Consider the following 26,111-nt stretch of genomic DNA (forward strand, 5'->3'; position numbering starts at 1 on the left):
ATCCAACCAGGACCCGAGGTGAAACCTTCCCGTGACTGCCGATCGACTGCTCAGCGAGCGCCTTCTCGACGCTCTGGACCCTGAGCAGCGCCAGGTGGCCGAGGCCCTCCGCGGCCCGGTCCGCGTGCTCGCCGGTGCGGGCACGGGCAAGACCAGGGCCATCACCCACCGGATCGCCTACGGCGTGGCCAGCGGTGTCTACAACCCGGCAGAGGTGCTGGCCGTCACCTTCACCACCCGCGCGGCCGGGGAGATGCGCACCCGGCTGCGCGCACTCGGCGCTCCCGGGGTGCAGGCCCGCACGTTCCACTCCGCGGCGTTGCGCCAGGTGCGCTACTTCTGGCCCAAGGTCTACGGCGGCGAGCCACCCGAGCTCACCGCGTCGAAGATCCCGGTCGTCGCCGCAGCAGCCCGCCGCAACGGCCTGCAGGTCGACCAGGCCCGGTTGCGCGACCTCGCCAGCGAGATCGAGTGGTCGAAGGTCACCAACGTCCGTCCCGCCGAGTACGCCGAGATCGCCCCCCGCTTCAACCGCGCCGTCAGCGACCTCGACCCCGCCACGGTCGGGCACGTCTTCTCCACCTACGAGGACCTCAAGCGCGAGCAGGGGCGGATGGACATGGAGGACGTCCTGCTCATCGGCGCGGCGCTGCTCAGCGAGGACGAGCGGGTGGCCGCCTCGGTCCGAGCGCAGTACAAGTGGTTCGTCGTCGACGAGTTCCAGGACGTCAGCCCGATCCAGGCGGCGCTGCTGGACCTCTGGCTGGGTGGGCGCAACGAGCTGTGCGTGGTCGGTGACCCGGCGCAGACGATCTACTCCTTCGCCGGTGCGCGAGCTTCCTACCTGACCGATTTCGCCAAGAAGTACCCCGGCACCACCAACATCGAGCTGGTTCGCAACTACCGCTCGACGCCGCAGGTCATCGCGGCCGCGAACTCGTTGCTCTCCGGCACCCGGACAAGCTCGGTCCAGCTCCGCGCGCAGCAGCCGTCGGGCGCCGAGCTCACCTGGCGCGAGGCCCCCGACGAGGTCGCCGAGGCGGACGCGGTGGCCGACGAGATCGCTCGGTTGCAGGCCTCGGGTGTGCCCCTGCGCGAGATGGCGGTCCTGTTCCGGATCAACGCGCAGTCGGAGAACTTCGAGGAGGCCCTGACCTCGCGGAAGATCCCCTACCTGGTGCGCGGTGCCGCTCGCTTCTTCGAACGTCCCGAGGTCCGGCAGGCCCTCGCGCTGCTGCGGGCGAGTGCACGAGCCGGCGAGGCCCCCCGGGACGAGCTCGTCGAGCACGTCTCGGCGGTGCTGGCGGGTATGGGGTGGTCCACCGAGGCGCCGGCCGCGCGCGGTCAGGCGCGGGACCGGTGGGAGTCGCTGACCGCCGTGGTCTCCCAGGCCGAGGAGTACGCGACGGTCGAGCTCGCACCCACGCTGGAGGGTTTCGTCGCCGAGCTCGACCGGAGGGCGAACGAGCAGCACGAGCCGGTCGCCGACGGGGTCACCCTGGCCACCCTGCACACCGCCAAGGGCCTGGAGTGGGACGCGGTCTTCCTCGCAGGGCTCCAGGAGGGATCGATGCCGATCGTCTACGCGACCAAGCCGGAGGAGGTCGAGGAGGAGCGCCGGCTCCTGTACGTCGGCATCACCCGGGCGCGTCAGCACCTGATGCTGTCCTGGTCGCTGGCGCGCAACCCCGGCGGGCAGGCGCGGCGCAAGCCGTCCCGGTTCCTCACCGGCCTGCGTCCGGCCTCGATCCTCGACACCCCGGCGGGTGCTCGCACCGAGAAGGGCTCGAAGCGCCGCAAGGCCGCGACCTGCAAGGTCTGCCAGCAGCCGCTGGGCACCTCGAGGGAGCGCAACCGCGGCTTCTGCAGCACCTGCCCGATCCCGTACGACGAGGAGCTGTTCGAGTCGTTGCGCGCCTGGCGCAAGGAGCGCAGCGAGGCCGACGAGGTGCCGGCGTACGTGGTGTTCTCGGACGCCGTGCTCGAGGCGCTCGCCGAGGTGCGTCCGAGCAGCCTGGGATCACTCACCGGAATCAAGGGAATCGGCCCGTCGAAGGTCGAGAAATACGGCCCGGAGCTTCTTGCCGTGCTCGCCGGAAAAGATTCTTGAATAAATGATTTGCGCCCTCAGAGAACGCGGGCGTACCTTGTCCCTGCCCACAAGATTGCGCACACACAGCTCTGACAACGCTGGCGCCCGAAGCTCCGAAGGAGGTGCACGACCCATGAACGTAAATCTGTCCTGGCTTTCCACGACCGTGACGCGGTCGACTTCCGTCGTGCCCGTCTACGGCTTTGGCATGGGTGACGTGCGCCCGCAGACGACCCGCCCGCAGTTCATGGACCGCGCCGCTGGCACGTCCGCGAACAAGCGTCACGCCGATGCCGCGAAGGCAATCCTCTGGGACCGCCAGCCTTGGAGTCCACCTGTCACATGAGCCCAGCTCATCGACCGGCACCTCCAAGGCCGCGGAATCCCAGACAAGGGATCCGCGGCCTTTGTGTTTCCCCACGAAGTTGAACCGCACCACCACGAAGTTTCAGCGATCGAAGTAGAGAAGAAAGAGGTGAAACATGAGCATCAGCGTTCTCGACCAGACGGGTGTCGACGAAGAACTGTTGCCGTGTCGGGTGAACAAGGCGGAGCTTTTCTTCGCCGAGTCGCCCAGTGATGTGGAGCTGGCCAAGAGCTTGTGCCAGGCCTGTCCGGTTCGCGTCGAGTGCCTTGCAGGCGCACTCGAGCGGCGCGAGCCCTGGGGTGTGTGGGGCGGTGAGCTGTTCCTGTCCGGAGTGGTCATCCCCCGCAAGCGCCCCCGTGGCCGTCCGCGCAAGAACCCGGTCGCAGCATGACCGGCCGACGCAGCACCGCAACACAGGAACTACAGACCTTGAACCAGATCTTTGAATGGAGCACGACCATGAACCTCATGTCAGAAGAACTCGCGCGAGCGCATATGCGGTCGCGCCTGGAGCAGGCGCAGAAGGAGCGGTTGGGGTACAACCTCGCCGCAGCCCGGCGCCTGTCTCGCAAAGCCGAGCGCGCCGCTGCCCAGGCGCGTCTGGCTCTCGCCCGCGTGATCTGAGCACCACTGACTTCTCGTCGATCGCGGGAAACAAACCAGGCCGGGTTGCCGACGGACAGTTCCGTCGGCAACCCGGCTTTGTCATGCCCGGCTTTGTCATGCCCGGCTCGCCGTCCTCCGATGTGGCCTAGGTTGCTGCCATGCGCCTCGTCCTGATCGCCGCGGCCCTGAGCGTGGTCGCCGGGTGTTCCGGCTCGACCCAGGGGGACGCCGCCGACGGGTCTGCGGGTCCGTCCTCCGCCGGGACCGTCGCACTGCGGGTGCTATGCCCGGAGGTGCACACCGCCGTCGACGGACTGGTCGCCTCCAGCCCCGCCTCCCAGCACGCGTTCGTCGAGGCGCTGGAACGCCTCTCGTCCGCCGGCACCGCAGAGGCGCGACAGACGCTCACGCCCCTGGTGGACGCGGCCGAGGCGCTCGAGGAAGCGGGCGTGGGCCCGGACTTCTACGCAGCCCGGGACGGCATCCACCCCGCGGTGCAGCGCGTCGACTCAGCGTGCGTCGCGGTCGGGTCGCCGATCCTGCACGCTGGCCCGCACTGACCTCAGGTCGGCCGGCCCTCAGGCCTCGGCGAACCCCGGCAGCGTCTCGGTGAGGATCTGACGCAGGCGCACGGTGGCGCCGAGCTGGCTCAGCACACCGCCGGCGCCGACCCAGGTGCGGTGGATGAGCAGGTACGCCGGCGGCAGGTTGAGCCGCAGCATCACCGAGTACGCGTCGCTGCGCGGGTCGTTGATGCGGGCGAACTGCTCCTGGATCCAGGCGCGGGAGAAGGTGAACTCCTCGACACGGCCAGGCTCGATCAGGGGTGCCAGGTAGGACCGGAGCTTGTCCGGGTCCACCTGGATCTTGTCGCGGATGAACCCCTCGTCACGCAACGCGTCGACGAGGGCGTCGTAGTCGTCGTTGCACGCGATCCCGAGGATCGTTCCCAGGCTGCGGGGCAGCTCCCGCTCGGGCAGCCGCGCGACGGCGCCGTAGTCCAGCACGCCGAGCTTGCCGGGAGAGCCGTCCGGCTCCGGGATCAGCCGGAAGTTGCCGGGGTGCGGGTCCGCGTGCAGCAGACCCGTACGGGCGGGGGCGCCGAACAGGAAGCGCGCGAACCGCTCGCCGTAGTGGTTCCGCTCGGCCTCGGAGCCGTCTCGGATGACCGAGGCCAGCGAGGCAGTGCTCTCCAACCAGGAGGTCACCAGCACCCGCTCGGTCCCGGCCAGCACCTCCGGCACCGCGATGTCCGGGTCGTCGGCGTACGCGGCGGCGAAGATCCGCTGCGACTCCGCCTCGAGGCGGTAGTCGAGCTCCTCCTCGGCACGCTCCTGGAGCTCGGCGATCAGCGGTTTCACGTCGATGCCCGGGAAGACCGGCCCCAGCGTCCGGGCCACCCGCGCGAGCTGGCGCAGGTCGCTGCGCAGCGCGTCGCCGGCGCCGGGGTACTGGACCTTGACCGCGACGTCGCGGCCGTCCCAGCGGGCGCGGTGCACCTGGCCGATCGACGCGGCCGCAGCCGGATCGCCGTCGAGGTGGGTGAGCCGTTCGAAGTCCGCGCCGAGCTCCTCGGCAAGGATCTTGCGGACGGTGATCGTGGGCATCGGGGGCGCGGAGTCCTGGAGCTTGGTGAGCTGCTCGCGGTAGGGCGCCGAGACGTCCTCGGGAAGCGCTGCCTCGAAGATCGACATCGCCTGACCGAACTTCATCGCTCCACCCTTGAGCTCGCCCAGGGTCTTGAACAGCTGTTCGGCGGTGCGCTGCTGGAGCTCGGTCATCACGGTGTCAGCGGGCTTCCCGCCCAGCCTCTTGCCTAGCCCGATCGCGCTGCGTCCGGCGTACCCGAGGGGCAGCGCTGCGAGCTTCGCGGTGCGGCGTACGGCCTTCCTCGGGAGCTCCGTCATACCTCCATTGTCACTGATCCGTCCCAACCGCCGCTCATCGCCGTCCAGGTGCAGCTGCAGTCGGGGTGCGGACGCTGGTGCTCGGTGCCTACCGGCCCCGGCGAACCGTCGAGCCGGACCGTGGCGGACCAGGTCGACGGCCGCTCGCCCTCGGCGTACCGAACGAGGTCGGTGACCGCCCAACCGAGCGCGACCCAGGCGAGCGCGGCGTCGACAGGCTCGACGACCCCGTCGTGACGGTCCGCCCGGAGCCGGGCGCCGAGCAAGGATCCGTACGACGGTTCGGCAGTGGTGCGGTGCAGGTCCAGGCACCTCACGCACGAGGTCGTGCCGGGTACGACGAACGGCCCGACGACGATCTCGGACTCCACCGCCCGGACCAGCAGGTGCGGGATCGCGCGGGCCGAGAGCACGTCCAGCTCGTCACGGTCGGCCTCGCCGCGGCTCAGCAGCAGGACTGCGGACGGCGGGGTGGCCGAAGCAGAGCCGGCCTTGTCGTCGGTCCTCCCGAGCCCGACCGCTGCGACCAGCGCGGCGACGTCCGGTCCCAGTGATCCGCGGACCTCGATGCGCGCGTCCTGGCGGGCCGCCAGCCGGGCGGCAGCGCTGAGCGGATGGCGCAGCGTCACCGCGGCGACCTCGGCCGGGTCGACCCCTGGTCGCACCAGGGTGTCGCCGTCGCGCAGGACCGGTGCCAGCAGCCGTCGGGCCGTGCGGATCTCCGGAACGTCCGGGAGGGCCTCGCCCCGGCCGAGGATCTCGAGCACCCGGCGTACGGCGGGGGTGTTGGGGACCCGGTGACGGTGTGGGGGCTCGAGCCCGAACTGCACCTGACCCGACGGGTCCTCCAACGGGTGCAGGCCAGGGGCGAGGACGGGTCTGCCTGGAGTGACGGTCTCTGTCATGCCGCCGGAGCGTAGGTAACTCGACCGCGACCGACAGGCGGGAGCCCACAGCCGGGCAGGGCGCTGCGGACACCTGGGAACAGCAGACGGCGGGGCCCACCCGGAGGTGGGGCTCCCGCCGCCTTGCTTGAAAAGCCTGTGTTCTGCTTCCCGGGTCCTGCTGAGGTGGTGCCTCAGGCGCGACCGAGGATTCGGTTCAGCTTGGTGCTGCACACGGGGCAGGTGGCCTTGGCCATCTTGGTGCCCTTCTCGTTGACCTCGATGTGGCCTTCGGCCTCACGCTTGGCCTTGCACTTCACGCAGTAGAACTCGCCGCTCCAGCTCTCCGCCATGACGGCCTCCTTGATCATGTTGCTCTGGTCGTCGCGGCGGGAGTCCGGGGAAGACCCGCCGGGGTCCGTTGAGGACCAATTCGACCCTAGACCACGAATACGGCCGATGGTGGTACCGGGTGTGCCTGGTGGAGCGTGTCCTGACTCGTGGAATCCGGACATTTCGACCCCACTCGAGCACGTGTGACCTCGCTCGCGGAGTGCGTTCCGGTACCGGTTGCGGCGGTACTCTCCGGCCATGTCCTCTGAAGATCTGGCCCTCACCGACCTGCGCCTCGAGCGACCGTCCTCCGGCGTCGTCCGCCTGGTGCTCGACAACCCCGCCCAGCGCAACGCGATGTCCGACGCGATGACCGAGTCGTGGGGTCGTGCGATCGACGCGATCGCGGCGGACGCCAGCGTGCGGGTGGTCGTGGTGACGGGCGAGGGCAGCGCCTTCTGCTCGGGCGGCAACCCGGCGTGGATCGCGGGGGAGCCGGACGCCGAGGTCGACTACCTGCGCACCCGGATGATCGCGTTCTACCGCGCCTGGTTGGCGATCCGGAAGCTCGAGGTACCGACCATCGCCGCGCTGAACGGCCCCGCCGTCGGCGCCGGCCTGTGCATGGCGCTGGCGTGCGACCTGCGGTACTCCGCAGTCGGGGCGAAGCTGAGCGTGCCGTTCGTCAAGCTCGGCATGAACCCGGGCATGGGTGGCACCTACCTGCTCCCGAACGTGGTCGGGCCGGTGCACGCCCGGGACCTGTTGCTGACCGGTCGCGCCGTGGAGGGTGACGAGGCGCTCCGGATGGGCCTGGTCAACGGCGTCTTCGAGGCCGACGACTTCGCGACCAAGGTCCAGGAGATCGCCGAGGGCATCGCTGCCACCGCCCCGATCGCCAGTCGGTACACCAAGATCGCCCTGCGCGACGGCGGCCACGAGAACTTCGAGTCCGCGATCCAGTGGGAGGCGTTGGCGCAGCCGATCACCCTGGCCACCGCGGACCTGCAGGAAGGCGTTCTCGCCGCCCGCGAGAAGCGGAAGCCGGACTTCAAGGGCGTCTGATCACCGAGCGTGTCGAGATGTGGACGTGGGCACCGAGCCCACCACGCGCAGAGAGGCCCCCGGTCAGGCGCCGGTGGTGTTTGCCTTCCCCTTGCGAACACTGCCCGGCGTTGATCGAGGGCCTCTTCCGGCGTCACGCTAGGGGAGTGCCAGGGCCGGGTCAATGCAGGAATCGGACACCTTCTCCACCGCCTGTGGATAACCCTGTGGAAGGTGTGTGGAAAGACCGCGGTGTGCTGTGGATCACGTTCTAGAACGCTCAGGTCTGCGGTGGTCGGGCCGACGAGAACGGGTCCGTAGTGGGTCGCGGAGGCCACAATGAGGTCATGGCACCGGCCGGCAGCACCCGAGCAGACGACCCGTACGACGACGGGCCCGTGGCCGCGCTGCGGCGGATAGCGTTCCTGCTCGAGCGCAGTCGCGCGGAGACGTACAAGGTCAAGGCCTTCCGCGCCGCTGCCGCCACGATCCTGCCGCTGGACCCCGACGAGGTCCGGACCCGGGCCGAACGAGGCACGCTCCGTGAGCTCGACGGGATCGGGGCCTCGACCGCCGAGGTGATCGCCGCGGCCTCTTCCGGACGCATGCCCGAGCGGCTGGCCAGATTGGAGAACGACGAGGGTGGACCGCTGGTGAGCGGAGGCACCGAGATCCGCGCAGCGCTGCGCGGTGACCTGCACAGCCACAGCGATTGGTCCGACGGTGGGTCGCCGATCGAGGAGATGGCGTTCACCGCGATCGAGCTCGGACACGAGTACTTGGTCCTGACCGACCACTCGCCGCGGCTCCGGATCGCCAACGGGTTGTCGGTGACCCGGCTGACCCGTCAGCTGGAGGTGGTCGAGGCGATCAACGAGCACCTCTCCCCGGGCGGTGGCGACGGCTTCCGGCTGCTCAAGGGCATCGAGGTGGACATCCTGGACGACGGCGAGCTCGACCAGACCGACGAGATGCTCGGTCGTCTCGATCTCCGGGTGGCTTCCGTGCACTCCAAGCTCGCGATGGACTCGCGCGCGATGACCCGGCGGATGGTCACCGCGGTCAAGAACCCGTTCACCAACGTCCTCGGTCACTGCACCGGACGGTTGGTCACCGGCAACCGGGGCACGCGCGGTCAGTCGGAGTTCGACGCCGAGGCCGTCTTCGCGGCGTGCATCGAGAACGACGTCGCCGTCGAGATCAACGCACGCCCCGAACGCCGGGATCCGCCGCGGGACCTGCTGACGAAGGCCATCGAGATGGGGTGCCTGTTCTCGATCGACTCCGACGCGCACGCTCCGGGCCAGCTCGACTTCCAGATCTTCGGCTGCGCCCGGGCCGAGGAGCTCGGACTGGACCCGGACCGGATCGTCAACACGTGGCCGGTTGACCGGCTTTTGTCCTGGGCTGGCGATACCGTCTCGACATGAAGCCGGAAGTGGAGGTTCGGCGTTCCGCGCGTCGCACCAGGACGGTCTCCGCCTACCGTAAGGACGGCAAGGTGATCGTGATGATTCCCGCGCGCTTCACCCGCGCCGAGGAGACCGAGTGGGTCGACGCCATGCTGAGCAAGCTGGAGCGCTCCCCGGCACGCGGCCGGCAGACGGAGGCGCAGCTGATGAAGCGCGCCGCCGAGCTCAGCAAGGAGTACCTGAACAACCAGGCGCGACCGTCCTCGGTCCGCTGGGTCGACAACATGACCACGCGGTGGGCGTCCTGCACGACGGGTGAGGGCACCATCCGGCTCTCCGACAGGTTGCAGTCGATGCCGGTCTGGGTCATCGACTACGTGCTCGTCCACGAGCTGGCCCACCTGCTCGAGCCGAGTCACAACAAGCGGTTCTGGCACTGGGTGGACAAGTTCCCGAAGGCGGAGCGGGCGAAGGGCTACCTCGAGGGTGTCGCCTCGGCGGCGAACCTGGAGCTCGACACCTGCGACTGAAGGCCTAGCCGCGCAGCCGGTCGCCGGCCAGCCGGATCAGGTCGAGCATGTCCTGCTCGTCGGTCGGGAGGTCGTCGACGTCGAACCAGCGCACGTCGATCGACTCGTCGCTGACGACCGGTTCCTCGGTCGTGCTCGGACGAGCCAGGAACCGGACGTCGAGGTGCCGCACCGGGCCGCGCGGATTGCAGAAGTCCACGGTGTGCAGCGAGAGGTGCACCGGGACCGGGTCGAGGACCAGGTCGTCGATGCCGGACTCCTCGGTCGCCTCGCGGAGCGCGGCGCCGGCCAACGTGCTGTCCTCGGGCTCGAGGTGGCCCCCGAAGGCGAACCAGCGCTGAGCCTTGCCGTGCAGGTTGAGCAGCACCCGGGAGCCGTCGTGGTTCAGCACCAGCGCCCCGGCGGTGAGGTGGTCGGGGAAGCAGGCCTTCGCGAGTCCGTCCGGCCGGGACCGCAGGTGCTCGACGTACTCGAGGCGCCAGAGCTCCTGCTCACCGTCGGGCGCGGTCCAGCTCTCCAACGCGGCCAGGGCGTCCGCGTGCAGCGTGCTCACGCCTGCGGGCCCTCCGGGTCCTTCGGGCCGTTCGGGTCCTCGGAGTCGAGCAGGTCGGCGAGCGCCTGGTCGAAGTCCGCATCGCTGAGCGACTCGACCTCGCCGAGGTCCTCGCGGAAGCCGAGCGGGTCGTCAAGGTCCTCGGCGCTGGGCAGCAGGTCCGGGTGCGCCCAGACGGCGTCGCGAGCATCGATGCCCTGCCGGGAGCGCAGTGATCCCCACAGGGTGGAGGCGTCCCGGAGCCGGCGCGGGCGCAGCTCGAGCCCGACCAGGGCAGCGAAGGTCTCCTCGGCGGGACCGCCGGCGGCCCGGCGACGGCGGATCGCCTCCTGGAGCTTGGCGGCCGACGGCATCCGCTCGTGGGTCGCCAGACCGACGACCTCGTCGACCCAGCCCTCCACCAGCGCGAGAGTCGTCTCCAGGCGGGCGAGCGCCGCCGTCTGCGAGGGCTGCTGCTTGGGCTCGAAGAGGCCGGAGCTGATCGCCTCGTTGATCGCCTCCGGGTTGCTGGGGTCGAGTCCCGACAGCGACTCCTCGATCCCGCTGATGTCGATGGTGACACCCCGGCCGAAGTCCTCGACCGCAGCGATGAGGTGCGCGCGCAGCCACGGGACGTGCGCGAACAGGCGCTGGTGGGCGGCCTCGCGCAGCGCCAGGTAGAGCAGCACGTCGTCCTCGGAGACGTCGAGTCCCTTCGCGAACTCGGCCACGTTGTGCGGGACGAGGGCTGCCTTGCCGGCCGGTCCGAGCGGAAGTCCGATGTCGGAGGCGGTCAGCACGTCGGCCGACAGCCCGCCGAGGGCCTGGCCGACCTGGGAGCCGAACATCGCCCCGCCGGCCTTGCCGATGATGCCGATCAGCGGGCCGGCCATCGCCCGTGCCTCCTCGGGGATCGCGTTGCCCATGGCGCCGACGATGTGCTCCGCGACGGGCTCGACCAGCACGCGCCAGACACTGGTGGTCTCCTCGATCCACTCCGCCCGGCTCCACGCCGCGGTGGTGGTGATACCCGAGGGGAGGGAGGTGGTCTCGTCGAGCCAGTGGTCGGCGAGCCGGAGGGCGTCGGCAACCCGCGTACCGGCTGCGTGGTCCTGGCTCGGGTCGGGCTCGGCGGCTGCGGTACGGCGGGCGATGTCGGTGGCGAGCTGCCAGTTGACCGGGCCGTCGTACGGCTGCATCAACGACTGCATCTGTCCCATCAGCGCGTTCAGGTCGATCCCGTTCAGGTTCGGGACGCCACCGCCCGCGCCGAAGGAGTTGAACACGGCCTCGAAAGGCGTGCCCTTGAAGGGGTTCGCACTGTTGTCGGGCTCTTCGGGGTTGCCGCCGCTGCCCGTCCCGGCGTCGTCGCTCATGCCTCCAAGTTACCGGGCACACCCCCGGCGCCCTAGAGTTGCACGTGTGACCTCCGCATCCGTCCGCACCGGGAACGTCGTGCGCCTGCTCGACGTTCGCGACGTCGCGCTCGACGTCGACGAGGTGCTCGCGGCGGTCAGCGACCGCACGGCCGGCGGGATCGACCTCTTCGTGGGCGCGGTGCGCGACCACGACCACGGCAGCGCGGTGACCCGGCTGGAGTACTCCGCCCACCCGACGGCGCTCGAGCGGCTCCGGGAGGTCGCCGACGAGGTGGCCGCCGAGTTCGACGTCATCGCCCTCGCGGCTGTGCACCGCCTGGGCGTGCTGGAGGTCGGCGACCTCGCCGTCCTGACCGCAGCGTCCGCAGCGCACCGCAACGAAGCGTTCGCCGCGTCCCGCGCGCTGATCGACCGGCTCAAGCTGCGGGTGCCGATCTGGAAGCACCAGGTGTTCGCCGACGGGTCGGACGAGTGGGTGGACCCGACCGGCTGTTAGCTCGCCACTGCGCGCACGTCACCAGGTCTCGACACGCTCGGTCCGTGGCTTCGCAGGCTCAGCCACGGCTCGCTGCTCGACCACCGACGATCTAGGCCGCTGACGCGTCCTTGATCATGCCTGGGCGTCGAAGTAGATCGGCTCGGGCATGCGTCCGGTGATGTCGATGACACGGCCGGCGTAAGAGACCTGCTTCTGGGCTTTCTGCAGCGCAGCGGTGAGCGCCTGGGAGGCAGTGCGCTGCCGGGCCAGCAAGTCCTGGGCACGCGCGGCGAGGTCGACGGGCAGGGACCCGAGCACCGCCGGCGGGTTCCAGGGTTCGATCGGCGCGGCCTCGAGGCCGCGGATCAGCCGCTCGACCGAGATCACCTCGAGCTCGAGGCGCTCGAGCTCGGTCTCCCAGACGGCGCGGATCCGGTCGTCCTTCACGGTGCTCACGCTCCCTTCGCCATCGTCGACTCGAGGGCGGCCTGCCGCCAGGTGTCGCACAGGTCGGTGACGATCCGCAGGCACTCGCGGGTGATCCCGACGTCCTTGCGCATGTTGGCCAGCACCAGCTGCTGGTGCAGGTAGCCGTAGAGGGCGGCCAACTCCCCGGCGCCCTTGAAGCCGTCGGTCCGCAGGCTGCTGTGCAGCTCCATCACGATGTCTTGGGCGTGGGTCAGCTGGCGGTGGGTCTCCTCGACCCGACCCTGCTCCTGCGCGTCGAGTCCGCGCTGCACGTCGAGCACGAGCCGCTCGTAGAGCATCACGAGCAGCCGCGCCGGGCTGGCGGTCGCGATCGACGCATCGAGGTACGTCGCGCGGGCGTTCATCATCATGGTTAGTGCCTTCCTTGGCGTTTCTACGATGAGTTGGAGAGCGAGCCGAGCTGCGAGGTGAGCCAGCTGGATTGCGCGTTCATCTGCTGGAGAGCCGACTCCATCGCGGTGAACTGCTTGGTCAGCGTGTCCTGGCGCAGCGCGAGGCGGGTGTCCCAGTCGTCGATGCTGTCCTGCATGCGCCTGATCGAGGTGTTGCGTCCGCTGATCGAGGTGGTGATGCTGCCGTCGACCGAGTCGCTGGCTCCCTTGGCCACCGCCTGGACCCGGGCCGCGAACCCGGTGGTCGGGCTGCCGGTGGTGAACCGGGCGGCCACCGCGCTGGGATCGGCGGCGTACGCGGCGGTGAACTTGTCGGCGTCGAAGACGAGCTTGCCGTAGCGGTCGAGCTGGATGCCGACGCCGACCATCGAGCTGCCGTCGGCGGGGTAGATCGCGTTGAGGAGGCTGTTGCGCAGCGCCCGGACCGAGCCGTCGCCGGCCAGGGCTCCGGAGGTCTTCGTGGTGGCGTTGTAGCCGGTCAGCGCGTCGATCTTGGACAGCGCTGCGTTGATCGAGTCGACGATCGACTTCACCTTCGCGGTCATCCCGGCGGTGTCCTGGGTGACGTCGAGGTCGACAGTGGTGCCGTCCGCCACGGTCGCGGCCAACGTGATGCTCAGGCCGTTGGCCACGTCGGTGAAGGTGTTCGTGGCGGAGTGCACCGTGTCGGCGCCGATCGTGATCTCGGCGTCCCGGCCGGCCCGGACCGTCGCGCCGCCCAGCAGGTCGGAGCCGTCGAGGTTGGTGAGGGTGAAGTCGGCGTCCTCGCCGGTCGCGGTGGAGACGACCTGCAGTCGGTAGCTGCCGTCGTCGAGCCGCACGGTGCTGGCCTTGAGTCCGGTCCCGGACGCGTTGATGCCCCGGACCAACCCGGCCAGGGTGCCGTCGCCGGTGTCGATGTCCTGCGTCGTGCCGTCGAGGTGGTCGATCCGCACCGAGTTCGACCCGGTGGTGACCGGAGCCGTGAGCGCCGCGGTGCCGGCGAAGGTGAGCCGGTGCGACAGGGCGGTGTGACCGACCGTGAGGTTCAGCGGCCCGGGCACCGCGCTGGTGCCGGCGGTGGCCGTGACCAGGGTGCTCGAGCTGGTGACCTTGACCGGGTTCCAGGCGGTGGCCTTGGCCAGGTCGGCGGCGCTGGTGGCGAGGGCGGCGAACGCGGTGTTGAGGTCCTGAAGGGACTTCACGTTCGACTGCTCGCCGGCGAGCTTCGCCTTGATGTTGGTCTGGGTCTGCGCCTCGACCTTCATCAGCTGGGAGATGATCGTGCTCGTGTCCAGGCCGCTGGCCAGGCCGCTCACGCTGGCTGTCGATGCCATTGCTCATCTCCTCGTGTCTCGGTGGAACAACAGATCCGGGCGAGGGGCGAGTCGCCCCTCGCCCGGATCGTGGTTGCTGTCGTTCCTGCGCCGCCGTGGATCAGCGGAGCAGCTGCAGGACGCTCTGCGGCGCCTGGTTCGCCTGCGCGAGCATGGCCGTGCCGGCCTGGCTCAGGATGTTCGCGCGGGTGAAGTTGACCATCTCGGAGGCCATGTCGGTGTCACGGATCCGGCTCTCCGAGGCGGACAGGTTCTCGACCGCCACGTTGAGGTTGTTGATGGCGTGCTCGAACCGGTTCTGCACCGCACCGAGCGAACCACGCAGGGTCGACGTCGCCGTGATGGCGTCGGTGACCGTGGTGTTGTCGGTGATGTCCAGGCCCGAGGTGTCCACGTCGCCCGACAGGTCGATGGTGAGCACGTCGGTGTTGGTGGTGCCGACCTGGAAGTCCGTGGTGGCCGACCCGCCGAAGAGGGCGACACCGTTGAACTGGGTCGAGGTCTGGATCCGGTCGATCTCGGACGTCAGCGCGTCGAACTCCGCCTGCAGAGCTGCCTGCGAGTCGGTGTTCTGCGTGCCGTTGTTGTACTGCACGGCGAGGTCGTTCATGCGCTGCAGCATGGAGTGGACCTCGGTCAGCGCACCTTCAGCGGTCTGCGCGACGCTGATGCCGTCCTGGGCGTTGCGGACGGCGACCTTGAGGCCTCCGACCTGCGAGCGCAGGCCCTCGGAGATCGCGAGGCCGGCGGCGTCGTCGGCGGCCCGGTTGATCCGGAAGCCGCTGGACAGCTTCTCCAGGGACTTCGAGAGCTGGCCCTGGGTGACCGACAGGTTGCGGTAGCTGTTGAAGGCGTCGGTGTTCTGGTTGATACGGAGACTCATGATGGTTCCCTCCTGGATAGTGAGTCGATTGCTGCGGCCATCCGTGGCCTACGCCGTGTCCATCGGCCCGGCAGCGAACGGGTTGAGAAGTTTCGTCGGCGATTTTGCTCGAGCGTCCCGACGATCTCGACGACCGCTCAGGCGGTCTCGTCGAGGGCGCGCATCGAGGGACGACGGATCGAGGCGGCGTGCCGGCTGGCGACGGCCGCGAAGTAGGCCTCGCGGCGACGCGAGGCGGAGCCGTTGGGTCGCTCGTGCGCCTGGAGCAGGCTGGGGTCGAGCTCGTGGTTGAGCGCGTCGCGCAGCAGCACCAGGGCCTCGGCGCGCATCTGGGAGACCCGGGACTCGGTGACGCCGAGCTCGGCGGCGATCTCCGCCATCGGGCGCTCCTCGAGGAAGTAGTCGGACACGACGATGCGCAGCCGCTCGGGCAGCTCGGCGACGGCCTCGACCAGGTAGGCGAGCCGCTCGCGGTGCTCGATCAGCTGCTCGGGCGTCGGGCCGGCCGAGGGCAGCACGTCGTCGAGCGACGCGTCCTGGGCACCCTGGAGCGAGAGCACCTGGGCCCGGGCGATGTCCTCGTCGTTCTGGGCGATCTCGGCACGGGTCATGCCGACGGCGTCGGCGACCTCCTGCTGGCTGGGCGAGCGGCCGAGGATCACGGCGAGCTGGGAGCGGGTGGCGTCCAGGTCGCGGGCGCGGCGGCGTACCGAGCGTGACGCCCAGTCGATCCCGCGGAGCTCGTCGAGCACGGCACCGCGGACGCGGGTCGCGGCGTACCGGGCGAAAGGCACTCCGCGCGAGGCGTCGAAGGACTTGCTGGCCTGCACCAGGGCGGCAAGTCCGGCGGAGGTGAGATCGTCTCGGCTGACGTGGCTGGGGACCCGGCCCATGGTCTCGCGGACGATGTGGGTGACGACGGGGATGCTGCTGGTGATCAGTGCATCCAGGGCCTCTTGGGCCGCTGCGGTGGTTTCGGCGTTCTCCCTCATGGGAACACCATTGGGGGTAAATGTCCGATTTGATAGGTTTATGGCGATATCTGGGCCGCAGGGCCCTCCAGGTCGGGACTTCAGTCCCTGCGTGTCGTGACCCGAAGGGGCCAGCAGTGCGCTCGCCGCGTCCCCGATTGTCTCCCTGAATCGCTCACACGTACGACGTTCCGGCCGAAGTACTGGTCAAGGACTCCGCTCGGGAGCCGTCACCAGAGATGTCAGGACCAGTCATGGAAAAGCTGTCGCAGATCCTCATGCGTGAGCGCGAGCTGCTCGACACCCTGCTGTTCAAGCTCGAGGTCGAGCAGATGGTGCTCGCCAGCGGACGCACCCGGTGGCTGATGCGCGCTGCCCGGGACGTCGAGAACGTCCTCGGGACGATCCGGGAGACCGAGATACTGCGCTCGGTGGCCAGCGACGAGGCCGCTGCCGCGCTCGGCCTGGACCACAACCCGAGCCTGCGCGCGATGGCGGAGGCGGCCGAGGAGCCGTGGCGCACCATCCTCACCGACCACCACGAAGGCTTCGTCACGGTGACCCACGAGATCGGTGCCCTGGCGGACGCGAACCGCGACCTGATCACCGCGGGCTACCGCTCGGCGCGCGAGACGCTGATGAGCCTGGACGGCGGCCCCGAGGGTTACGGCGCCGACGGTACGGCGGTCACCGTGACCGACCACCGCCAGCGGCTCGTGGACTGGAGCCTGTGAGATGTCGTCCTTCGCCGGGCTGAACACCGCGTTGAGCGCCCTGCGCTACAACCGGGTGGCGATGGACGTCGCGAGCGGAAACATCGCCAACGTCGGCACCGAGGGCTACACCCGCCGTACGGTGCAGGGGGTCGCGGTCGGTGCTCCGGACCAGCCGGCCATGTGGTCGCGCTACTCGGGCGCCGGCGACGGCGTCCAGGTCGCCGGCATCGACCGGATGTCGGACATGCTGCTCGACATCCGGGCCCGTCGCGAGCACGGCAACCAGAGCTATCTCGACATCCGCCAGGCCGTCCTGGAGCGGGTCGAGAGCGGCATCGGTGAGCCGGGTCCCAGCGGGGTCGCCGCGGCGATCGCGGACTTCCGTGCGGCGTGGCACGACCTGGCCAACAACCCGGGCAGCGACGCTGCCCGGTCGGCGGTGCTCGGACGGGCCGCGACCCTGGCTGACGCGATCAAGATCCAGGCGCGCAACATCGAGTCCGAGGCGGGGGACCAGCGATTTCGGATCACCGCCGACGTGGCCGAGGTGAACACCGTCGCGAGCGACCTGGCTGCGACCAACAGGAGCATCGCGGTGGCGAACCTCAACGGCACCGACGCAGGAGTCCTGCTCGACAAGCGGGACCAGCTGGCGATGCGGCTCTCCGAGCTCACCGGCTCGAAGGCGACGCTGCGGTCCGACGGTGGCTTCGACGTCTCGGTCAACGGGGTTCCGCTGGTCGTCGGCAACCAGGCCGGGACGCTGTCGGTGGCCACGGGCATCACCCCCGGCGGTGCGAGCGACGGCAACCCGATCACCTACGAGATCACCGACTCCAGCGGTACGACGGCCGTCCCGTCCGGGATGCTCGGCGAGATCGGTGGCGTCACCGACCTGCTCAACACGACGCTGCCGGCGTACACGGCGGGGCTGGACGCGATCGCGGTCCAGCTCGCCACCGAGATCAACACCCAGCACCAGGCGGGCTACGACAAGGCCGGCAACGCCGGACAGCCGTTCTTCACCTACAACCCGGCAAACCCGGCGGGTTCGCTCACCGTCGCGCTGACCGATCCGGCCGAGCTGGCCGCGTCGGGGATCCCCGGCGGCGGGCTCGACGCCTCCAACGCGACCGCGATGGCGACCGCGACCGGTGTCGAGGCGTCGTACCAGCGGTTGATCAACGGGTTCGGCACCGAGGTCGCCTCGGTCACCCGCCTCGCTGCCAACCAGCAGGTCCTCACCAGCCAGGTCGACGGCTCCCGGGAGCAGCTCTCCGGGGTGAACCTCGACGAGGAGACCGTCTCCATGCTCGCCGCTCAGCACGCCTACGAGGCCGCGTCCCGGGTGCTCACCACCCTCGACTCGGTCCTCGACACCCTCATCAACCGGACAGGAGTGACCCGCTGATGCCGATCCAGAGAGTCACGCAGAACATGCTCACCGGCCGCTCGGTCGGTGCGCTGCAGACGGGGTTGTCCCGGCTCGCGAAGCTGCAGGAGCAGATGTCGACCGGGCGCATCCTCAACCGTCCCTCGGACTCGCCGACCGACACCACCTCGGCGATGCGGATCCGTTCGTCGATGGCCGACGTGAAGCAGTACGGCCGCAACGCCAACGACGGCAACGGCTGGCTCGGCCAGATCGATGCCGCACTGACCAGCGCGAACGACCAGGTCCTGCGGGCCCGCGACCTCGCGCTCCAGGGTGCGAACTCGGGCAGCATCGGACCGACCGCGCGGGAGGCGCTGGCGGCCGAGGTCGACCAGATCCGTGGCGGACTGATCGACACGGCGAACAGCAACTACCTGGGTCGGCCCGTCTTCGGTGGTGTCACCTCCGGTGCCAAGGCCTACGACCCCACCGGCACCTACGTCGGCACCCCCGGTGCGGTGAACCGCACCGTCTCGGAGGGCTCGACCATCCGGGTCGACGTCGACGGGCAGCAGGCGTTCGGCCCGACCGGCGACTCGGTCTTCGACCACCTCGACGCCCTCTCGACCGCCCTCCGTGCCGGCGACCAGGCCGGCATCAAGGCCAGCATCACCGCGCTGGCGGCGGACCGGGACCGGATCACCACCACGCAGACCGACGTCGGCACCCGCCAGATCCGGGTGGAGGCCGCCATCCAGGCGGCGTCGGACAGCGAGCTCAAGCTGAGCACCTCGCTGTCGAACGTCGAGAACGCCGACCTGCCCAAGGTGATCGTCGACCTGCAGATGCAGCAGGTCGCCTACCAGGCCTCCCTCGCCGCGACGGCGAAGGTGCTCCAGCCGAGCCTCCTGGACTTCCTCCGATGAACGACAGCCTCCGATGACGGGAACTCTGATGACCGCGACCATGACCGACCTGCCGGTGATCGACCTCGTGCACCCGCTCCCGGGCTTCCCGGACCAGCGCAGGTTCGCCCTCGTCCAGCTCGACGAGGACGGCGTCCTCTGCCAGCTGCGGTCGCTGGACGACCCGGACCTGCGGTTCCTGGTGATGCCCCCGGTCGCGTTCTTCCCGGAGTACGCGCCCGAGGTCGGCGACGACGTCGTGGCCGACCTGCAGATCGACTCCGCCGAGGACGTGATCGTGCTGCTCGTGCTGAACGCGGGCGAGTCGCTGACCACCACGACGGCCAACCTGATGGCCCCGGTGCTCATCAACACCGCGACCATGCGGGCCAGCCAGGTCATCCTCGACGACCCGACGCTGTCGATCGCGGCCCCGCTGGTGGCGTGACCTGGGGGAGGACGACACGAGCAAGCTCGCACGTTGCTCCGCTCCTTCGCGGGGTCGTCGCGACGCTCCTCGACGCTCCTCGCTACGCAACGACACGAGCAAGCTCGCACGTTGCTCCGCTCCTTCGCGTAATCTCCTTCCCATGCTGGTCCTGAGCCGCAAAGTCGGCGAGAGCGTCGTCATCGGCGACGAGGTCACCGTGACGATCCTCGAGGTCCGCGGCGACATCGTCCGCGTCGGCATCGACGCGCCCCGTTCGGTCGCCGTCCACCGGGCCGAGCTGCTCGAGCAGCTGGAGACCAGCAACCGCGAGGCCGCCTCGCCCAGCGAGGACGCCGTGGCGTCTCTCAGCGAGGCCCTCAAGCAGCGACCGGAGTAGTCCGGCACGACCTCTCCTGCGTGACCTGCCGCCGTTCCAGGCGTTGAAACGAGCAGTTCTCACCGCTCGTCCTCACCCAGGAGTGCCCCGTGATCGCACGTCGTCTCGTCGCCGCAGCCGGCGCCCTCGCCGTCCTGGCCGTGCCGTTCGTGCCGGACACCTCGTCCGCGGCGGGGACCGTGCCGCGCTACCAGGAGTACGTCGCCCTCGGTGACTCGTGGTCGGCGGACGTCGTGATCGCCAACTTCCAGGGCCTTCCTGACACCAAGCACGCGCCGATCGACTGTGCCCAGTCGCAGGTGAGCTACCCGAAGCTCGTCGCCAGGGCCCTCGGCGTCCCGAAGTTCCGGGACGCGACCTGCGGCTCGGCGACTACCCAGGACTTCTACAAGCCGCAGACGGGTCTGCCGATCGGCGGCACCAACCCGGCGCAGTTCGACCGGCTGACCAGGACCACCGACCTGGTCACCGTGGGCATCGGCGGGAACGACGCGGGCTTCGCGAGCGCCGCCGTCAGCTGCATCAACCTGCTGCCGACGAACACCTCGGCGTTCGAGACGGTGCAGCTGCCGATCGCGATCCCGTTCCTCGGGTCGGGCATCCCGCTCGGCGGCTGCAAGCAGCGCTTCGTGAAGGGCGGACGCGACCTGCTCGCCGAGAAGATCGCCGCGTCGGAGCCCAAGCTGGTCGCTGCCCTCAAGGAGATCCGCAAGCGGTCGCCGAAGGCGCGCATCCTCATGGTCGACTACCTCGACGGCATCCCTGCCAAGGGTTGCTACCCCTTCGTCCCGATCACCGACGCCGACATGGCCTACCTGCACGTCACCTTCGGCCGGCTCAACGCGATGGTGAAGCGCGCCGCTGCCAAGGGTGGTGCGGAGTTCGTGAACACCTTCGCCGACTCCCACGGCCACGACGTCTGCACGGGACCGACGACCCGGTACGTCGAGGGGCTCGGGGTGCTGTCCCTGAACGCCCCGGCGATCGCGATCCCGGCCCACCCGAACTCGGCCGGTGCCGCGTCGCAGTACCGCTCGGTGATGAAGCAGCTCGCTCGCTGACTATCCGTACGTGCGGGGCTTAGGTCCCTCCTGGGATCCGGGGACTCAACTCCCACGTGGCTGTGCCGATTGGCATTCCCGTCAGAGGGAGGCCCTAGATGGGTGCAGTGGACGACGATGCCGAGATCATCGCCGAGTTCCTCGTGGAGAGCCACGAGAACCTTGATCAGCTCGACCGGGACCTGGTCGAGCTGGAGCAGCACCCGGGTTCCCGGGAGCTGCTGTCGAGCATCTTCCGCACCATCCACACCATCAAGGGCACCAGCGGCTTCCTGGCATTCAACCGCCTCGAGGCGCTGACGCACGTCGGGGAGAACCTGCTCTCGCGTCTTCGCGACGGGGAGATGGAGATGACCCCGCCGGTGGCGCAGTCGTTGCTGACGATGGTCGACACGGTGCGGGCGCTGCTGGAGTCGGTCGAGGAGACCGGCCGTGACGAGGCTCCGGCTGTCGACGTCGAGTCGGTGGTCGCTCAGCTGAAGGACGTGCTGGAAGGTTCGGCTGACGCGGGGGGTGCTTCGGTCACTGGGGAGCCGGAGACGACGCCGCCCTCCCCGTCTCCTGAGGCCGAGGTCGCCGCTGCGCCGGTCGTCGAAGCACCGGTCGTCGAGCTTGCCGAGACGTCCGCACCCGTGGCAGAGACCCCGCCGACCGCACCGCCTCTCGACAAGCTCGATGACCGGGACCACGAGCAGCACGACGACGAGCCCATGAAGAGGGGGGTCGTGGACTCCTCGGTGCGGGTCGACGTGGACCTGCTGGACAGCCTGGTGCAGCTGGTCGGGGAGCTGGTGCTCACCCGGAACCAGGTGCTGCAGCGGACCGAGAGCCAGGACGACGTCGAGCTGGTGCGGGCTGCCCAGCGCCTCGACCTGGTGGCGAGCGAGCTGCAGGAGGGGATCATGAAGACCCGGATGCAGCCGATCGGGCAGGTCTGGTCGAAGATGCCGCGGATCGTCCGGGACCTGGCGGTCCAGCTGGGGCGGGACGTCGACCTCCAGATGGAGGGGCACGACACCGAGCTGGACCGGTCACTGCTCGAGGCGCTGAAGGGACCGCTCACGCACCTGGTGCGCAACGCGCTCGACCACGGGATCGAGCCGCCCGACGTACGGGTCGCGGCCGGCAAGGCCGCTCAGGGACGGCTGCTGCTGCGGTCGTTCCACGAGAGCGGGCAGGTCGTCGTGGAGATCAGCGACGACGGCAAGGGCATCGACCCCGACACCATCCTCCGGGTCGCGATCGAGCGCGGCGTCGTCACCCGTGACCAGGCCGCGCGGATGGAGCCGCGGGAGGTCGTCAACCTGATCTTCCAGCCGGGCTTCTCCACGGCCACCGAGGTCACCAACGTCTCCGGTCGCGGGGTCGGGATGGACGTCGTCCGGACCAACATCGAACGCATCGGTGGCACCGTCGACATGCAGAGCCAGGTCGGGCAGGGGACCACCTGCCGGGTGCGGATCCCGCTCACGCTGGCGATCATCCCGGCGCTGGTGATCGGCGAGGGCGAGGAGACCTACGCGATCCCGCAGGCGAACCTCGTCGAGCTCGTCCGGCTCGAGGCCGAGGACCTCGCCCGCAGCGTCGAGGAGGTCGCCGGTGCGCCGTTGTTGCGCCTGCGCGGGCACCTGCTCCCGCTGGTCTCGATGGCCGAGGTGCTCGGCCGCGAGCGGCCCGAGGCCGAGGCGCTGACGGTCGTCGTGGTCCAGGCCGACGACGTCCGGTTCGGCATCTGCGTCGACGAGGTGCACGACACCCAGGAGATCGTCGTGAAGCCGATCGGCCGCCAGCTCAAGGCGATGCCGACGTACGCCGGCGCGACGATCATGGGCGACGGTCGAGTCGCGCTCATCCTCGACGTGCCGGGGATCGCGCACTCCCGGGCGGTGGCCCAGCACGTCGCCCAGCGCACCAGCGGCGACGCGACCCAGGCGGTGACCGGCGAGGACAGCACCCAGCTGCTCGTGCTCGAGGTCGGTGGCGGACGCCGTGCGGCGCTCCCGCTGCGCGAGGTCTCCCGCCTCGAGGAGTTCTCCGTCGACCGCATCGAGCGGTCCGGCAGCGCCGAGGCGGTCCAGTACCGCGACGGCATCCTGCCGCTGGTCCGTCTCGCCCCCGCGATCGGGCTGGCCGAGACCGTCCGCGAGGACGACCAGGTCTCCGTCGTCGTGCACGAGACCGACTCGACCCTGGTCGGCATCGTCATCGACCGCGTGCTCGACGTCGTCGAGGCGGCCTTGGTGTGCAGCGAGGTCGGCCGTCGTACAGGGGTCCTCGGCTCGGCGGTCATCCAGGAACGCGTGACCGACCTGGTCGACCTCGACGCCGTGGTCGCTCTCTCGGGGGTGGGGGCGTGATGGGCACCCAGTCGCAGTACTGCACGTTCTGGGTCGACGGCCTGTTCTTCGGCGTCGCCGTATCCAGCGTCCAGGAGGTCCTGCGCTACCAGCAGCTGACTGCCGTCCCCTCTGCCCCCGAGGCGATCCGCGGCTTGATCAACCTGCGCGGTCAGATCGTCACCGCCGTCGACCTGCGCTGCCGGCTCGGACTGCCGGCGCGCGCGGACGACGCGCTCCCGATGAACGTGATCGTCCGCAGCCGCGGCGAGGTGGTCAGCCTCCTCGTCGACGACATCGGGGACGTCATCACCGTGGACACCTCACCCAGCAGCGGACTCGAGCTCGAGCCCGCACCCGCCAACGTGCCGTCGGTCATCCAGGACGTGGTCAACGGGGTGCTCGCGCTCCCCGACTCGATCCTGCTCGTGCTCGACGCCGACCGTGCAGCCGATGTCTCGGCTGTGCTCGAAACCACCACCGGAGGAACCCCATGACCGAACTCGACACTGCCGCGCCGGGCGCCAACGGCACGAGCCGGCGGAAGACCACGCGGACCGCAGCACCGTCCACCGACGTCCTCGACGCGCTGCCCACCCGGGTGGTGCTCGCCGACAAGGACGGCGTCATCACCTACGCCAACCCCGCCTCGGTCGAGGGCCTCCGCGGCCTCGCCGACTGGCTGTCGGTCAGTCCGGACTCCGTAGTCGGAGCCGGGCTGGAGATGTTCGGCATCGTCGTGGGTGACGTCGCGCTGCCGTACTCCGGCAGCGTGAACGTCGGTCCCGCCGCCCTCGAGCTGGAGCTCGTGGGCAGCCACGACCCGGACGGCACCCTCGTCTCGCTCGCGATGACCTGGGAGAACGTCACCGCACGGCGCGAGTCCGAGCTCGAGGTAGCCAGGATCACCTCGATGATGGAGAACTCGCCGACCAACATGATGTTCGCCGACCGGGACTTCGTGATCACCTACATGAACCCGGCGTCGCTGGAGACGCTGACCCGGCTCGAGGCGCACCTGCCGGTGGCGGCCTCCGACGTGGTGGGCTCGAGCCTGGACATCTTCCACTCGGAGCCGTCGTACCAGCGCGGCATCCTCGAGGACGCTGCCGCGCTGCCGCGGCGCGCGAACATCAGTGTCGGCCCGGAGACCCTGGACCTGCTGGTCTCGGCGATCCGCGACGACAAGGGCTCCTACATCGGCGCGATGGCGACCTGGGAGGTCGTCACCGAGCGCCTCGCGGGGGAACGCCAGGTGGCCGAGGCCACGGCCGACACCGCCGCCGTCAACAACGTGCTGGCCAACCTGTCCTCCGCCACCTCCGTCGACCAGGCCGTGCAGACGGCGCTCGACACGGTGCGCAACGACTTCGGCTGGGCCTACGGATCCTTCTGGCGCATCGACGAGACGGACAGCAAGCTGAAGTTCGTCCAGGAGTCCGGGGATGCCGGGCCGGAGTTCCGCAAGGTGACCCTGGAGGCGTCGTTCGCGAAGGGCGTCGGGCTGTCCGGCCGTGCTTGGGCCACGGGCGACCTGTTCTTCACCCAGGACATCGGTGAGATGACCGACTGCGTCCGGGCGCCGGTCGCGCAGCAGGTCGGGGTGAAGTCCGGCGTCTGCTTCCCGATCACCGTCGCCGGCGAGGTCGTCGGCACGATGGACTTCTTCGCCACTGAGACCCTGCACCCCTCGACCCAGCGCCTCGACGCGCTGCGCAACGTCGGTCGTCTGGTCTCCCAGGCGATCGGCCGGGTCCAGAAGGAGGCGACCGATCGCGAGGCCGCTGCCGACACCTCGGCGGTCAACAACGTGCTCGCGTCGCTGACGTCGGCGTCCTCGGTGGACGAGGCCGTGCAGACGGCGCTCGACACGGTGCGCAACGACTTCGGCTGGGCCTACGGATCCTTCTGGCGCATCGACGAGACGGACAGCAAGCTGAAGTTCGTCCAGGAGTCCGGGGATGCCGGGCCGGAGTTCCGCAAGGTGACCCTGGAGGCGTCGTTCGCGAAGGGTGTCGGGCTGTCCGGCCGTGCCTGGGCCACGGGCGACCTGTTCTTCACCCAGGACATCGGTGAGATGACCGACTGCGTCCGGGCGCCGGTCGCGCAGCAGGTCGGGGTGAAGTCAGGTGTCTGCTTCCCGATCGTGACCGGAGGCGAGGTCGTCGGCACGATGGACTTCTTCGCCACCGAGACCCTGCACCCGACCGGGCAGCGCCTCGACGCGCTGCGCAACGTCGGTCGCCTCGTCTCCCAGGCCATCGAGCGGATCGACAAGGAGACTGCCACCCGCGAGGCCGCCGAGGAGCTGTCGCGCAAGGTCGATCTGGTGCTCGCGGTCGTCCGGAGCGCGGCCGAGGGCGACCTGACCAAGGAGATCCCGGTCGCCGGTGACGACGCCATCGGTCAGCTGGCCGCCGGCCTCGGGTCGCTGCTCGGGACGCTGCGCGGGAGCATGACCAACATCGGTTCGACGGCAGACACCCTCGCCGTCGCCTCCGAGCAGCTCACCATCCTGTCCCAGGGAATGGGCGACGGTGCGACCAACACCTCCGACCGGGCGGCCAGTGCCTCCGGGGCGTCGGTGCAGGTCTCGGCGAGCATCCAGACGGTCGCGACCGCGGCCGAGGAGATGACCGCGAGCATCCGTGAGATCGCGAAGAACGCCACCGAGGCAGCGACTGTGGCCACCGGCGCTGTCGGCGTCGCGAGCTCGGCCCAGGGCACCGTGGCGAGCCTGGGCGAGTCCAGTGCCGAGATCGGTCAGGTCATCAAGGTGATCACCTCGATCGCCCAGCAGACCAACCTGCTCGCTCTCAACGCGACCATCGAGGCCGCCCGCGCCGGTGACGCGGGCAAGGGCTTCGCGGTCGTCGCCAACGAGGTCAAGGAGCTCGCCAAGGAGACGGCGCGGGCGACCGAGGACATCGGTCAGAAGATCGAGGCGATCCAGGCCGACACCCAGGGAGCCGTCGCGGCCATCGCCGAGATCTCCGAGGTGATCGGGCGGATCAACGACATCCAGACGACGATCGCCTCGGCGGTGGAGGAGCAGACCGCCACCACCAACGAGATCGCGCGCAGCGTCACCGAGGCGGCCGCCGGGGCCAACGGCATCGCCGAGGACGTCACCCAGGTCGCCAGCGCGGCCGAGGACACCCGCCAGGGTGCCCAGAACACCCTTCAGTCGGCGACCGACCTCGCGGGCATGGCCGCCGAGCTCAAGGGTCTGGTCGGACGGTTCACCGTCTGACCCGGGGGAACAGAACGCCGGGC

Annotated in this window: 28 protein-coding genes; 18 read left to right on the forward strand and 10 right to left on the reverse strand. The window is 69.8% G+C overall.

The genetic code is table 11. The features are described from left to right. Positions 1 to 31 precede the first annotated feature (31 nt). The 5 genes from ABIE44_RS12470 to ABIE44_RS12490 all read left to right on the forward strand — a co-directional run bounded on the left by ABIE44_RS12470 (position 32) and on the right by ABIE44_RS12490 (position 3,625). Positions 32 to 2,110, forward strand: a complete 2,079-nt coding sequence (locus tag ABIE44_RS12470) for an ATP-dependent DNA helicase UvrD2 (protein WP_354438051.1) — start codon at positions 32 to 34, stop codon at positions 2,108 to 2,110. 115 nt (positions 2,111 to 2,225) lie between these two features. After that, positions 2,226 to 2,438: a hypothetical protein gene (locus tag ABIE44_RS12475; RefSeq protein ID WP_354438052.1), complete on the forward strand. Its 213-nt coding sequence runs from the start codon at positions 2,226 to 2,228 to the stop codon at positions 2,436 to 2,438. Positions 2,439 to 2,574: 136 nt separating this feature from the next. Further along, the gene (locus ABIE44_RS12480; protein ID WP_209717317.1) at positions 2,575 to 2,850 is read left to right on the forward strand and encodes a WhiB family transcriptional regulator; all 276 of its coding nucleotides are present in this window, start codon (positions 2,575 to 2,577) and stop codon (positions 2,848 to 2,850) included. Next, positions 2,847 to 3,083, forward strand: coding sequence for a putative WhiB-interacting protein (locus ABIE44_RS12485; RefSeq protein WP_354438053.1), 237 nt, complete (start codon positions 2,847 to 2,849; stop codon positions 3,081 to 3,083). Before ABIE44_RS12480 ends, ABIE44_RS12485 begins: the two co-directional genes overlap by 4 nt. 140 nt (positions 3,084 to 3,223) lie before the next feature. Further along, on the forward strand, positions 3,224 to 3,625 hold the full coding sequence (locus ABIE44_RS12490) for a hypothetical protein (RefSeq protein ID WP_209717314.1): 402 nt from the start codon (positions 3,224 to 3,226) through the stop codon (positions 3,623 to 3,625). Between the two features lie 18 nt (positions 3,626 to 3,643). On the opposite strand, the gene ABIE44_RS12495 is transcribed toward ABIE44_RS12490, so the two are convergent. The 3 genes from ABIE44_RS12495 to ABIE44_RS12505 form a co-directional block, all read right to left on the reverse strand. Then, positions 3,644 to 4,972, reverse strand: a complete 1,329-nt coding sequence (locus tag ABIE44_RS12495) for an ABC1 kinase family protein (protein ID WP_209717311.1) — start codon at positions 4,970 to 4,972, stop codon at positions 3,644 to 3,646. Beyond that, on the reverse strand, positions 4,969 to 5,877 hold the full coding sequence (locus ABIE44_RS12500; protein WP_209717308.1) for a TOMM precursor leader peptide-binding protein: 909 nt from the start codon (positions 5,875 to 5,877) through the stop codon (positions 4,969 to 4,971). Before ABIE44_RS12500 ends, ABIE44_RS12495 begins: the two co-directional genes overlap by 4 nt. Positions 5,878 to 6,050: 173 nt before the next feature. Then, a complete protein-coding gene (locus tag ABIE44_RS12505; RefSeq protein ID WP_209717305.1) occupies positions 6,051 to 6,209 on the reverse strand; it encodes a DUF5679 domain-containing protein in 159 nt (52 codons plus the stop codon). A 238-nt stretch (positions 6,210 to 6,447) separates the two neighbouring features. Between ABIE44_RS12505 and ABIE44_RS12510 the strand changes: the two genes are divergently transcribed. The 3 genes from ABIE44_RS12510 to ABIE44_RS12520 all read left to right on the forward strand — a co-directional run bounded on the left by ABIE44_RS12510 (position 6,448) and on the right by ABIE44_RS12520 (position 9,175). After that, positions 6,448 to 7,254 (forward strand): enoyl-CoA hydratase/isomerase family protein, encoded by an 807-nt coding sequence (locus tag ABIE44_RS12510; protein WP_209717302.1) that lies wholly within the window; start codon positions 6,448 to 6,450, stop codon positions 7,252 to 7,254. A gap of 326 nt (positions 7,255 to 7,580) precedes the next feature. After that, the gene (locus tag ABIE44_RS12515) at positions 7,581 to 8,663 is read left to right on the forward strand and encodes a PHP domain-containing protein (RefSeq protein WP_209717300.1); all 1,083 of its coding nucleotides are present in this window, start codon (positions 7,581 to 7,583) and stop codon (positions 8,661 to 8,663) included. Continuing rightward, positions 8,660 to 9,175, forward strand: coding sequence for a M48 metallopeptidase family protein (locus ABIE44_RS12520; RefSeq protein WP_209717298.1), 516 nt, complete (start codon positions 8,660 to 8,662; stop codon positions 9,173 to 9,175). The genes ABIE44_RS12515 and ABIE44_RS12520 overlap by 4 nt, the downstream gene beginning before the upstream one ends. Positions 9,176 to 9,179: 4 nt before the next feature. On the opposite strand, the gene ABIE44_RS12525 is transcribed toward ABIE44_RS12520, so the two are convergent. After that, a complete protein-coding gene (locus ABIE44_RS12525; RefSeq protein ID WP_209717295.1) occupies positions 9,180 to 9,728 on the reverse strand; it encodes an NUDIX hydrolase in 549 nt (182 codons plus the stop codon). Next, positions 9,725 to 11,083 (reverse strand): zinc-dependent metalloprotease, encoded by a 1,359-nt coding sequence (locus ABIE44_RS12530; protein WP_209717292.1) that lies wholly within the window; start codon positions 11,081 to 11,083, stop codon positions 9,725 to 9,727. Before ABIE44_RS12530 ends, ABIE44_RS12525 begins: the two co-directional genes overlap by 4 nt. Before the next feature lie 46 nt (positions 11,084 to 11,129). Here ABIE44_RS12530 and ABIE44_RS12535 point away from each other — a divergent pair, with 46 nt between their 5' ends. Next, positions 11,130 to 11,582, forward strand: a complete 453-nt coding sequence (locus tag ABIE44_RS12535; RefSeq protein ID WP_354438054.1) for a molybdenum cofactor biosynthesis protein MoaE — start codon at positions 11,130 to 11,132, stop codon at positions 11,580 to 11,582. Positions 11,583 to 11,696: 114 nt separating this feature from the next. On the opposite strand, the gene ABIE44_RS12540 is transcribed toward ABIE44_RS12535, so the two are convergent. The 5 genes from ABIE44_RS12540 to ABIE44_RS12560 form a co-directional block, all read right to left on the reverse strand. After that, positions 11,697 to 12,020: a hypothetical protein gene (locus tag ABIE44_RS12540; protein ID WP_209717285.1), complete on the reverse strand. Its 324-nt coding sequence runs from the start codon at positions 12,018 to 12,020 to the stop codon at positions 11,697 to 11,699. After that, entirely contained in the window at positions 12,017 to 12,403 is a 387-nt protein-coding gene (fliS, locus tag ABIE44_RS12545; protein WP_209717282.1) for a flagellar export chaperone FliS, read from the reverse strand. The genes ABIE44_RS12540 and fliS overlap by 4 nt, the downstream gene beginning before the upstream one ends. 23 nt (positions 12,404 to 12,426) lie before the next feature. Then, entirely contained in the window at positions 12,427 to 13,761 is a 1,335-nt protein-coding gene (fliD, locus tag ABIE44_RS12550) for a flagellar filament capping protein FliD (protein ID WP_209717279.1), read from the reverse strand. A 100-nt stretch (positions 13,762 to 13,861) separates the two neighbouring features. Beyond that, complete coding sequence (locus tag ABIE44_RS12555; protein ID WP_209717276.1) at positions 13,862 to 14,644, reverse strand: flagellin N-terminal helical domain-containing protein; 783 nt, start codon at positions 14,642 to 14,644, stop codon at positions 13,862 to 13,864. Between the two features lie 137 nt (positions 14,645 to 14,781). Continuing rightward, on the reverse strand, positions 14,782 to 15,636 hold the full coding sequence (locus ABIE44_RS12560) for a sigma-70 family RNA polymerase sigma factor (protein ID WP_209717273.1): 855 nt from the start codon (positions 15,634 to 15,636) through the stop codon (positions 14,782 to 14,784). Between the two features lie 233 nt (positions 15,637 to 15,869). Here ABIE44_RS12560 and ABIE44_RS12565 point away from each other — a divergent pair, with 233 nt between their 5' ends. From ABIE44_RS12565 to ABIE44_RS12605, 9 genes are all read left to right on the forward strand, one after another. Beyond that, a complete protein-coding gene (locus tag ABIE44_RS12565; RefSeq protein ID WP_209717270.1) occupies positions 15,870 to 16,349 on the forward strand; it encodes a flagellar protein FlgN in 480 nt (159 codons plus the stop codon). A gap of 1 nt (position 16,350) precedes the next feature. Beyond that, positions 16,351 to 17,742: a flagellar hook-associated protein FlgK gene (flgK, locus tag ABIE44_RS12570; protein WP_209717267.1), complete on the forward strand. Its 1,392-nt coding sequence runs from the start codon at positions 16,351 to 16,353 to the stop codon at positions 17,740 to 17,742. Continuing rightward, positions 17,742 to 18,632: a flagellar hook-associated protein FlgL gene (gene flgL / locus ABIE44_RS12575; protein WP_209717264.1), complete on the forward strand. Its 891-nt coding sequence runs from the start codon at positions 17,742 to 17,744 to the stop codon at positions 18,630 to 18,632. Before flgK ends, flgL begins: the two co-directional genes overlap by 1 nt. Before the next feature lie 28 nt (positions 18,633 to 18,660). After that, positions 18,661 to 19,059 (forward strand): flagellar assembly protein FliW, encoded by a 399-nt coding sequence (fliW, locus tag ABIE44_RS12580; RefSeq protein WP_209717261.1) that lies wholly within the window; start codon positions 18,661 to 18,663, stop codon positions 19,057 to 19,059. A gap of 142 nt (positions 19,060 to 19,201) precedes the next feature. Continuing rightward, positions 19,202 to 19,438 (forward strand): carbon storage regulator CsrA, encoded by a 237-nt coding sequence (csrA, locus tag ABIE44_RS12585; protein ID WP_209717258.1) that lies wholly within the window; start codon positions 19,202 to 19,204, stop codon positions 19,436 to 19,438. Positions 19,439 to 19,527: 89 nt separating this feature from the next. Further along, complete coding sequence (locus ABIE44_RS12590) at positions 19,528 to 20,499, forward strand: SGNH/GDSL hydrolase family protein (protein WP_209717255.1); 972 nt, start codon at positions 19,528 to 19,530, stop codon at positions 20,497 to 20,499. A 98-nt stretch (positions 20,500 to 20,597) separates the two neighbouring features. Further along, positions 20,598 to 22,856 carry a chemotaxis protein CheA gene (locus ABIE44_RS12595; RefSeq protein WP_354438055.1) on the forward strand — a complete coding sequence of 753 codons (2,259 nt, stop codon included), beginning with the start codon at positions 20,598 to 20,600 and terminating at the stop codon, positions 22,854 to 22,856. Further along, the gene (locus ABIE44_RS12600) at positions 22,856 to 23,332 is read left to right on the forward strand and encodes a chemotaxis protein CheW (protein ID WP_209717252.1); all 477 of its coding nucleotides are present in this window, start codon (positions 22,856 to 22,858) and stop codon (positions 23,330 to 23,332) included. Before ABIE44_RS12595 ends, ABIE44_RS12600 begins: the two co-directional genes overlap by 1 nt. After that, positions 23,329 to 26,088 (forward strand): GAF domain-containing protein, encoded by a 2,760-nt coding sequence (locus ABIE44_RS12605; protein ID WP_354438056.1) that lies wholly within the window; start codon positions 23,329 to 23,331, stop codon positions 26,086 to 26,088. The genes ABIE44_RS12600 and ABIE44_RS12605 overlap by 4 nt, the downstream gene beginning before the upstream one ends. Positions 26,089 to 26,111 lie beyond the last annotated feature (23 nt).

Origin of the sequence: Marmoricola sp. OAE513, from assembly GCF_040546585.1 — a bacterium.
Taxonomy (GTDB): domain Bacteria; phylum Actinomycetota; class Actinomycetes; order Propionibacteriales; family Nocardioidaceae; genus Marmoricola.

Bases quoted from the DNA above. Each gene is read 5' to 3' on its own strand.
- ABIE44_RS12475 (WP_354438052.1), top strand. From the start codon at position 2,226: ATGAACGTAAATCTGTCCTGGCTTTCCACGACCGTGACGCGGTCGACT.
- ABIE44_RS12480 (WP_209717317.1), top strand. From the start codon at position 2,575: ATGAGCATCAGCGTTCTCGACCAGACGGGTGTCGACGAAGAACTGTTG.
- ABIE44_RS12485 (WP_354438053.1), top strand. From the start codon at position 2,847: ATGACCGGCCGACGCAGCACCGCAACACAGGAACTACAGACCTTGAAC.
- ABIE44_RS12490 (WP_209717314.1), top strand. From the start codon at position 3,224: ATGCGCCTCGTCCTGATCGCCGCGGCCCTGAGCGTGGTCGCCGGGTGT.
- ABIE44_RS12495 (WP_209717311.1), bottom strand. From the start codon at position 4,972: ATGACGGAGCTCCCGAGGAAGGCCGTACGCCGCACCGCGAAGCTCGCA.
- ABIE44_RS12500 (WP_209717308.1), bottom strand. From the start codon at position 5,877: ATGACAGAGACCGTCACTCCAGGCAGACCCGTCCTCGCCCCTGGCCTG.
- ABIE44_RS12505 (WP_209717305.1), bottom strand. From the start codon at position 6,209: ATGGCGGAGAGCTGGAGCGGCGAGTTCTACTGCGTGAAGTGCAAGGCC.
- ABIE44_RS12510 (WP_209717302.1), top strand. From the start codon at position 6,448: ATGTCCTCTGAAGATCTGGCCCTCACCGACCTGCGCCTCGAGCGACCG.
- ABIE44_RS12515 (WP_209717300.1), top strand. From the start codon at position 7,581: ATGGCACCGGCCGGCAGCACCCGAGCAGACGACCCGTACGACGACGGG.
- ABIE44_RS12520 (WP_209717298.1), top strand. From the start codon at position 8,660: ATGAAGCCGGAAGTGGAGGTTCGGCGTTCCGCGCGTCGCACCAGGACG.
- ABIE44_RS12530 (WP_209717292.1), bottom strand. From the start codon at position 11,083: ATGAGCGACGACGCCGGGACGGGCAGCGGCGGCAACCCCGAAGAGCCC.
- fliS (WP_209717282.1), bottom strand. From the start codon at position 12,403: ATGATGATGAACGCCCGCGCGACGTACCTCGATGCGTCGATCGCGACC.
- fliD (WP_209717279.1), bottom strand. From the start codon at position 13,761: ATGGCATCGACAGCCAGCGTGAGCGGCCTGGCCAGCGGCCTGGACACG.
- ABIE44_RS12555 (WP_209717276.1), bottom strand. From the start codon at position 14,644: ATGAGTCTCCGTATCAACCAGAACACCGACGCCTTCAACAGCTACCGC.
- ABIE44_RS12560 (WP_209717273.1), bottom strand. From the start codon at position 15,636: ATGAGGGAGAACGCCGAAACCACCGCAGCGGCCCAAGAGGCCCTGGAT.
- ABIE44_RS12565 (WP_209717270.1), top strand. From the start codon at position 15,870: ATGGAAAAGCTGTCGCAGATCCTCATGCGTGAGCGCGAGCTGCTCGAC.
- flgK (WP_209717267.1), top strand. From the start codon at position 16,351: ATGTCGTCCTTCGCCGGGCTGAACACCGCGTTGAGCGCCCTGCGCTAC.
- flgL (WP_209717264.1), top strand. From the start codon at position 17,742: ATGCCGATCCAGAGAGTCACGCAGAACATGCTCACCGGCCGCTCGGTC.
- fliW (WP_209717261.1), top strand. From the start codon at position 18,661: ATGACCGCGACCATGACCGACCTGCCGGTGATCGACCTCGTGCACCCG.
- csrA (WP_209717258.1), top strand. From the start codon at position 19,202: ATGCTGGTCCTGAGCCGCAAAGTCGGCGAGAGCGTCGTCATCGGCGAC.
- ABIE44_RS12595 (WP_354438055.1), top strand. From the start codon at position 20,598: ATGGGTGCAGTGGACGACGATGCCGAGATCATCGCCGAGTTCCTCGTG.
- ABIE44_RS12600 (WP_209717252.1), top strand. From the start codon at position 22,856: ATGGGCACCCAGTCGCAGTACTGCACGTTCTGGGTCGACGGCCTGTTC.
- ABIE44_RS12605 (WP_354438056.1), top strand. From the start codon at position 23,329: ATGACCGAACTCGACACTGCCGCGCCGGGCGCCAACGGCACGAGCCGG.